This is a genomic window from Actinoplanes sp. NPDC048791, assembly GCF_040650095.1.
Lineage (GTDB): Bacteria > Actinomycetota > Actinomycetes > Mycobacteriales > Micromonosporaceae > Actinoplanes.
The window spans coordinates 1-1,507 of sequence record NZ_JBEZGQ010001512.1 but is presented as its reverse complement, the minus strand read 5'-3'; the positions used below and the strand labels follow the sequence as shown (position 1 = coordinate 1,507).

The following is a 1,507-nucleotide window of genomic DNA, read 5'->3' as shown; positions in this document are numbered from 1 at the left end:
CGGCGAGGCGTAGGCCGGCGTCTCCACGCCGGTGCGGGCCCAGGTCAGCAGGTTGGTGTAGGCGTCGGCGTTGCGGGCCACGTGGGTCAGGACATGACCGACGGTCCAGCCGGGAAGCGCGGACGGCGCGCTCATCGCGCTGTCCTCCAACCCCTCAGCGGTACGGATCAGACGCTCCGTGGCCTGGTCAACATCGGTCATCAGCACAAGCGGGTCAACCGTCACGAGACGACCCTAGTTGGTGGCCCCGGCGCGGGCGCCACGGAATTCGCTTTCGCGGCCGTAGCGGCGTCCGTACCGTCGGTGCAGACGCGCCAGACGATCACGGAGGGGGTGGGAATCGTGCTGTTCGTCGTTCGTGCGTTCCGGCTTCGCCCGGAGGCTGCCGCCTGACGCCTGTCGGCGCGGCCTCCCCTTCACCCTAAGGGTTCTCATGTCTGACCTGTCCGCGCTGGGCTGGGACGAGACACTCGCGTCCGCCTATCGACCCTTCGACCGTCCCGACGCCACCGCCGCCCGCGTGCTGCGGGCCGACCGCGGCGTCTGCACCGTTCTTGATCCGTCCGGGGTGACCAGGGCCAGCCTGGCCGGCAGTGTGCTGCTCGGCGCCGCCCACGATCCCGCCAATCTGCCCTGCGCCGGTGACTGGGTGGTGCTGCGGCGCTGGCCCGACCGGCGTACCACCGTCGACTGTGTGCTGCCGCGGCGCACCGCGCTGATCCGCCGTACCTCGGACAAGGACTCCGTCGGCCAGGTCCTGGCGGCCAACATGGATGCCGTCGCGGTCGTCGAGCCGATGCACCCCGAGCCCGACGACGCCCGCCTGGAACGCCTGCTCGCGCTGGCCTGGGAGTCCGGCGCGCAGCCGGTCATCGTGCTTTCCAAGAGCGACACCGCGCGGGATCCGCAGGCGGTCGCGCGCCAGCTCGCCGAGCTGGCGCCCGGGGTACGCGTCCTGCCGGTCAGCGTGCACCGCGGCACCGGCCTGGAGGCGTTACGCGAATACGTCGCCCCCGGCCGCACCTTGGCGTTGCTGGGCCGCTCCGGCGCAGGCAAGTCGTCGCTGGTCAATGCCCTCGCCGGCACCGAGGTGATGGGCATCCAGGAGATCCGGCGCGCTGACGGCAAGGGCCGGCACACCACCGCGTACCGGAATCTGGTCGTCATCCCCGGCGGGGGAGCGGTCCTCGACACCCCGGGCATCCGCGGGGTGGGTCTACTCGACACCGCCGCGGGTCTCGACCGGGCCTTCGCCGACGTGACGGAACTGGCCGGGCAATGCCGCTTCGGTGATTGTGGTCACGACGGCGAGCCGGGTTGCGCGGTCGCGGCGGCGCTGGCCGACGGGACTTTGCTGCCGCGACGCCTGGAGAGCTGGCGCAAGCTGCACCGCGAGGTCGCCGTCGAGAGCAGCCGGCGGGCCGCGCGGCTGGCGCAGGCCGCGAGCTCGTCACGGCGCAGGCCGCGCCGCTGAGCGGCTCTGGCACAATTCACCGGTGCCCGCGGT

Annotated in this window: 2 protein-coding genes; one reads left to right on the top strand and one right to left on the bottom strand. The window is 72.5% G+C overall.

Features of this window, described 5'->3' with window-relative positions; genetic code table 11:
• On the bottom strand, positions 1–225 hold a 225-nt coding region (locus AB0C29_RS47980; RefSeq protein ID WP_360834994.1), incomplete at its 3' end, for a maleylpyruvate isomerase N-terminal domain-containing protein.
• A 208-nt stretch (positions 226–433) separates the two neighbouring features.
• Between AB0C29_RS47980 and rsgA the strand changes: the two genes are divergently transcribed.
• Complete coding sequence (gene rsgA, locus AB0C29_RS47975) at positions 434–1,474, top strand: ribosome small subunit-dependent GTPase A (protein ID WP_360834992.1); 1,041 nt, start codon at positions 434–436, stop codon at positions 1,472–1,474.
• The last annotated feature ends 33 nt before the right edge of the window (positions 1,475–1,507 follow it).

Excerpts from the sequence above, each read along its gene's own strand:
- rsgA (WP_360834992.1), top strand. The coding sequence starts at position 434 with ATGTCTGACCTGTCCGCGCTGGGCTGGGACGAGACACTCGCGTCCGCC.